Source organism: Ligilactobacillus salivarius DSM 20555 = ATCC 11741, from assembly GCF_001435955.1.
Classification (GTDB): Bacteria; Bacillota; Bacilli; order Lactobacillales; family Lactobacillaceae; genus Ligilactobacillus; species Ligilactobacillus salivarius.
The window spans coordinates 35,738-42,238 of record NZ_AYYT01000017.1; the positions used below are offsets into that span (position 1 = coordinate 35,738).

The window sequence follows — 6,501 nt, forward strand, 5'->3', positions numbered from 1 at the left end:
TCCTTTACTTTAATTATTAAATATTTGTTGGGAATCCAATGGCAACATCAGCAGTATCCATAACAGCTTCACTTAAGGAAGGATGTGGATGAATTGTTAATGCAACATCTTCAACTGTTGAACCACATTCAATAGCCAAAGTTAATTCACTAATTAAATCACTAGCGTTGCTACCAACCATTTGAGCACCTAATAAGACACCTGTTTCTTTTTCAAATACTAAACGGATAAATCCATCTGTTTCACCCATTGAAATTGCACGACCATTAGCTGCAAATGGGAATTGTGCTTTCTTAGCGTCAAAGCCTTTTTCCTTTGCTTCAGCTAATGTCAAACCTGTTGTTGCAATGGATGTATCTGTATAACATACAGCTGGCATTGCATGGTAATCAATAACTGTTGGTTTGCCAGAAATAGCTTCTGCTGCAACCTTTCCTTCGTAAGAAGCTTTATGAGCTAATGCGTATCCCTTTGTTACGTCACCAATAGCGTAAATGTTAGGAATATTTGAACGACTTTGTGCATCAACAGGAATTAAACCACGTTCATCAACACTTACACCAGCTTGTTCTAAGCCCATATTTGAAGTGTTTGGACGACGACCGACAGAAACAATGACATAATCAGCTGTAATTTTCTTTTCTTCGCCATCTACTTCGAAAGTAACAGTTACATCTTTATCTGTTTGTTCTGCATTCTTAGCTATAGCATTAGTATAAATATCTACACCCTGTTCACTGAAGTGATGTTCTACAACTTTAACTAAATCTTTTTCATAGTTAGCTAAAATCATATCTCCACCTTCAAGGATGGTTACATGAGAGCCTAAGTTAGCGTAAGCAGATGCTAATTCAGAACCAATGTAGCCACCACCTACAACAACTAATTCTTTAGGAACTTCTGTTAAGTTCAAAGCACCTGTAGAATCAAGTACACGTCCTTCAAATTTGAAGTTAGGAATTTCGATTGGATGACTACCTGTTGCAATAATCAAATTATTGAATGTATATGTTTGAGCCTTATCATCATCAGAAATTACTCGTAAACTATGACTATCTTTCAAATATGCATTTCCCCAGATAACATCAATCTTATGTTTCTTGAATAAGGAAGCAACCCCACCTGTTAGACGAGCTACAACGTTATTCTTCCATTCAATTGTTTTATCGAAGTCTAGCTTAGCAGCTGTAACTTGAAGTCCCATTTCTTGAGAATCCATTGCATGTTGGTAATGATGTGCAGCTTCAATCAAAGCTTTAGAAGGAATACATCCAACATTCAAACATACACCACCAATATATTCACGTTCAATTACAGTAACTTTTTGACCTAGTTCTGCAGCATGAATTGCAGCTACATATCCACCAGGTCCAGCACCTACAACAACTGTATCTAAATCTATTGCAAAATCTCCAACTACCATTAGCCTATCATCCTTCCATTAATAACAATTCTGGGTCACTTAATAATTCTTTCAAGCGATTCATTGCACGTTGAGCTGTTGCACCATCAATTACGCGATGATCAAATGCCAAAGATAACTTCAAGACTTTAGCAATCTTTACTTCACCTTCAACAACAACTGGTTCATCAGTAATACGACCCATACCTAAGATAGCAACTTCTGGCCAGTTAATTACTGGTGTAAAGTGACCGCCACCTACTGAACCGATATTTGTAATTGACATACCTGTGTGACTCATATCACCGGCTGTTAATTTACCATCTTTAGCTTTAGCTGTGTTTTCAGTAATTTGTTTAGCAATACCAAATAGGCTTGTGCTATCAGCATGTTTTACATTTGGAACAAATAATCCTCTATCTGTATCTGTAGCAATTCCTACATTGATGTAATCTTTATAAACAATTTCATGCTTATCCATATCTACAGATGAGTTGAAGATTGGGAATTCCTTCATAACTACGGCTAATGCTTTTACCATATATGCCATGAATGTTAGACGGACATCGCGTTCTGCAGCAAGTTCCTTGTACTTCTTGCGATGTGCCCATAATTTATCAACAATTACTTCATCAAATACATGCACATGTGGAATTTGAGATACTGAACGTACCATTGCATTTGCTGTTGCTTTGCGAATGCCTGACATCTTTTCACGTGTTTCAGGCCATTGAGCATCTCCAGCAGGTAACTTAGGAGCTGGTTGTGGTGCTGCTTCTTCCACAGCTGGTGTTGCTTCAGGAGCAGCAGCAACTGCACCACCATTAGCTTTAAAGGCATCAATGTCACTTCTCAATACTTGACCATGACGACCAGAACCTGGTACTAACTTTAAGTCAATTCCTTGTTCACGTGCATAACGACGAACTGCTGGCATTGCAAGAACTGGTAAGCTATGATCTGCAACTTGTGGAGTTGGTTGTGTATTTGGTGCTGGTGCGGCTTCCACTTTTTCTTCTTTTTCAGTTTCTGCAGCAGGAGCATCGTCAGCTACATTACCTTCTCCTTCTGCAACTTCTAATTCGATCAATGGTTGACCAACTTCAGCAGTTTCGCCTTCTTCAACTAATATTTTTGTTACTGTACCTGAAACTGGAGAAGGAATTTCTTCAACTGATTTATCATTTTCAATTTGAACTAAATCTCCATCGACTTCCACCTTGTCACCAGGTTTTACATGCCATTCGCCAATTGTACCTTCTGCAATACCTTCACCGATATCTGGCAATTTAAATTGATATTTACTCATTATTTCACCCTCCAAATTAGAAGTTCACAACTTCTTTAACTTTCTCTACGATATCTTTCTTGTTTGGTAACCATGTACTTTCAGCTTCACTAAATGGATATGGTGTGTCAGGAGCACTCACACGACCAATTGGTGCTTCTAATGAAAGAATACCTTTTTCTGCAATTAATGAAGCTACCGCTGGAGAAATTCCTGCTTGTGCTTGTGCTTCTTGGACAAGTACAACACGGCCTGTCTTCTTAACAGAAGCTAAAATTGTTTCTTCATCAAGTGGAGATACTGTACGTAAATCAACAACTTCAGCGTTAATTCCTTCTTTAGCTAAATCTTCAGCTGCTTTCAAACTTTCTTGAACCATGTAACCATATGTTATGATGCTTACATCGCTACCTTCACGCTTAACTGCTGCTTTGTCCAATGGTACGATGTATGCTTCATCTGGAACTTCTTCTTTAACTGAACGATATAATTTCATATGTTCTAGGAATACAACTGGATCATCAGAACGAATAGCTGAAATTAATAATCCCTTAGCATCATATGGACCAGATGGAATAACTACACGTAAACCTGGTGTTTGAGCCATCAAACCTTCTAAACTATCAGAGTGAAGTTCAGGTGTATGAACCCCACCACCAAATGGAGCTCTAAATGTAACAGGCATCTTACGAGTTGCTCCCATACGATAACGTTCACGGGAGATTTGTCCTGCAATTGAATCCATTACTTCAAAAACAAAACCAAAGAATTGAATTTCAGGAACTGGACGAAAACCAGTGAAGGCTAAACCTGCTGCTAAACCACCAATACCAGATTCAGCAAGTGGTGTATCAAACACTCTATCTTCTCCGTAAATTTCTTGAAGTCCATCAGTTGCACGGAAAACACCACCGTTTTTACCAACGTCTTCCCCAAATACTAAGACCTTGTCATCACGCTTTAATTCTTCATCCATTGCCGCTGTAATAGCTTTAATCATTGTTGTTTTAGCCATGGTTATTCAGCCTCCTTCTTTGTGTATTTATCAATTTGTTCTTGAATAGTTGCAGGTGTATCAACAAAGACATTCTTTAGATATTCGCTAACTTTTTGCTTAGGTGCTTTTTCTGTTAGAACCATTGCTTCATCGATTTCTTTGTTTACTTCTTCTGTCCATGCCTTTTCTTTTTCTTCAGACCATAGACCCTTCTTATCTAAGTAAGTACGCATACGAATTAATGGATCTTTTTCTTTCCATTCTTGTTCTTCTTCAGCTGTACGATAACGCTTAGGATCATCACCAGATAAAGTATGTGGTCCGAAACGATATGTTAATGTTTCAATTAATACTGGACCGTTACCAGCTGCTGCATATTCACGTGCAGCCTTCATTACTGAATACATTGCTAGTGCATCCATTCCATCTACTTGAACAAATGGAATTCCAGCTGCCACACCTTTTTGAGCTAATGTTTTAGCAGCTGTTTGTTTTGCACGAGGAACTGAGATAGCGTATCCATTATTTTGTACTACAAAAATTGCTGGAGCTTTAAATGCACCTGCGAAGTTGATACCTTCGTAGAAATCACCTTGGGAAGTACCACCATCACCTGTGTATGTATAAGCTACATTCTTAGAACCCTTTTTCTTCAATCCTAAAGCAATTCCTGCAGCTTGAACATATTGAGCACCGATAATAATTTGTGGTGGTAATGCATTGAAGTTTTCAGGATATTTATTTCCATCAACATGACCACGTGACCATAAGAATGCTTTGTATAAAGGCAATCCATGTAATACCAATTGTGGAACATCACGGTATGCTGGAAGGATATAGTCTTCTTTTTCCATTGCAAATTCTGATCCAATTTGAGAAGCTTCTTCACCTGCAGTAGGAGCAAAGAAACCTAGACGTCCTTGACGATTCAATTTAGTTGAACGTTCGTTTAGGACACGAGACCAAACCATTTTCTTAAATAATTCAACAATTTGTTCATCACTTAAATCAGGAAATAGATCCTTGTTAACAACATTTCCATCATTATCGAGAACACGCACTGTTTCAAACTTGTCATCAACGATGTTTTTTAATTTATCAAAATCAATACCAGCCATCTTGAAAACCTCCTTAATAATTAGCGATATTTTCCGAACTCGTTTTTATTTTATATAACGCTTACAATGTTATTATACCTTATTTTTTTAAAATGTTAATTTTGTTTTTTTTTGCACAATAGATTTTATGGCATATAATGCCGACTTATCAATATTTATAACTTTAAATTAAGTTCAAAAAAATTTATGAAGATCTATATTTGTTATCGTTATCACAAAAATGATTACAAGCTTAACATGCCTATTTAATCAAATTAAAAAAGACTAACCTATTGTTAATCATCACATAATTTTATTAACTTTGTGATTTTTCCAATAAATTAGTCTTTTATAATTATTTAGTTATCACGCTTATTCTTGCGTTTAAATCCGAATAAACCTGCTAAACTCATTAAGATTAATCCTACTAAACTAGCAGTATTATCTTTTTGATCACCAGTTTGTGGTAGTTTTTGGCTTGATACTTCAGTGCTTACCTTATCTTTAGAGTTAATAGTATTTTTGAAATCATTAGACTTCTTAGTTTCAGTTTCTACTTTACTTTCTTTACCATTGTTATCGTTCTTATCAACTTGGTTTGTATTCTTTGTAGAATCTGTACTATTTTTCTCATATACAAAGGTGATTTCTAAAGTCTTACCAAAAATACCATGAACCAATTTGCTCTCAGAAATTAAGTGGTAACCAGCAATTTCTAAGGCTTGAGTAGTAAACTCATTTCCTTCTTTACCAGATACAGTTCCAGTATCGGCAAGCTTATTTCCCATGTTGTCTTCATAATTAATTACCACATTTACGACATTAGCTTTATATATTACAACTTCTGTCGTATTGCTATCATTAATTGTTACTTCTTTAGCTGGTACGCTTGTCTTATCTGGAGTGTAGCCAGCCTTTTCTGGTGTCTTCACTTCGTCGAAGCTTTGACTTGGAACGTCTGTGTTCCAAATTACTTGGTCTGTTACTAGATCTTTATCGCCTGGTTGAGTGAACGTTAAACTTTGACTCTTGGTACCTAGTAAATTACCTTTTTCATCTCGGTACTCTATTGTTCTAGTTACCACGTTGTCTCTAGTAACTGCTTCATGTTTATGCTTCAAATGTATTGTTACTACGTTACTTTCGTCTGTACCATCATCTGGGAAAGTGTAATCCGTTGGATTTCCTGCTACTTCCTCATAATTTTCTGGTACTTCTGGGGTAACCTTTACGGTTTCTCCTGTCTTGCCAGATATACTACCTTGCTTGACTTCTTGTCCACCGTTGTCATCATCCACATATACTACTCGACCGGTTTGTTCATTTGCTTTATATACTACAGTTTCTGTGTAATCTTTAGTATCAAATGTTACTGTTTCACTTGGAACAACAGCTTTATCTGGAGTGTAGCCTGCCTTTTCTGGTGTCTTCACTTCGTCGAAGCTCTGACTTGGAACATCTGTGCTCCAAGTTACTTGGCCTGTTACTAGATCTTTGTTGCCTGGTTGAGTGAACGTTAGACTTTGACTCTTAGTATCTAGTAGATTACCTTTTTCGTCTCGATACTCTATTGTTCTTGTTACCACGTTGTCTCTAGTAACTGTTTCATGTTTATGTTTCAAATGAATTGTTACTACATTACTTTCATCAGTACCATTTTCTGGGAAGGTGTAATCCGTTGGATTTCCTCCTACTTCCTCATAATTTTCTGGTACTT

At 36.8% G+C, this 6,501-nt stretch carries 5 protein-coding genes; all 5 read right to left on the reverse strand.

What is annotated here, in order from left to right; genetic code table 11:
• Positions 1 to 16 precede the first annotated feature (16 nt).
• Positions 17 to 1,423, reverse strand: a complete 1,407-nt coding sequence (lpdA, locus tag FC55_RS07555; protein ID WP_003700832.1) for a dihydrolipoyl dehydrogenase — start codon at positions 1,421 to 1,423, stop codon at positions 17 to 19.
• Positions 1,424 to 1,430: 7 nt separating this feature from the next.
• Positions 1,431 to 2,711 carry a 2-oxo acid dehydrogenase subunit E2 gene (locus tag FC55_RS07560; RefSeq protein ID WP_003700830.1) on the reverse strand — a complete coding sequence of 427 codons (1,281 nt, stop codon included), beginning with the start codon at positions 2,709 to 2,711 and terminating at the stop codon, positions 1,431 to 1,433.
• A gap of 16 nt (positions 2,712 to 2,727) precedes the next feature.
• Complete coding sequence (locus tag FC55_RS07565; protein WP_003700827.1) at positions 2,728 to 3,705, reverse strand: alpha-ketoacid dehydrogenase subunit beta; 978 nt, start codon at positions 3,703 to 3,705, stop codon at positions 2,728 to 2,730.
• A 2-nt stretch (positions 3,706 to 3,707) separates the two neighbouring features.
• Positions 3,708 to 4,823: a pyruvate dehydrogenase (acetyl-transferring) E1 component subunit alpha gene (pdhA, locus tag FC55_RS07570; RefSeq protein WP_371824759.1), complete on the reverse strand. Its 1,116-nt coding sequence runs from the start codon at positions 4,821 to 4,823 to the stop codon at positions 3,708 to 3,710.
• 320 nt (positions 4,824 to 5,143) lie between these two features.
• Positions 5,144 to 6,501: mucin-binding protein (locus FC55_RS09975; RefSeq protein WP_162256096.1), on the reverse strand; the 1,358-nt coding region annotated here is incomplete at its 5' end.

What these genes read in the sequence shown, in the direction of transcription:
- lpdA (WP_003700832.1), bottom strand. Translation starts at nt 1,423, where the DNA reads ATGGTAGTTGGAGATTTTGCAATAGATTTAGATACAGTTGTTGTAGGT.
- FC55_RS07560 (WP_003700830.1), bottom strand. Translation starts at nt 2,711, where the DNA reads ATGAGTAAATATCAATTTAAATTGCCAGATATCGGTGAAGGTATTGCA.
- FC55_RS07565 (WP_003700827.1), bottom strand. Translation starts at nt 3,705, where the DNA reads ATGGCTAAAACAACAATGATTAAAGCTATTACAGCGGCAATGGATGAA.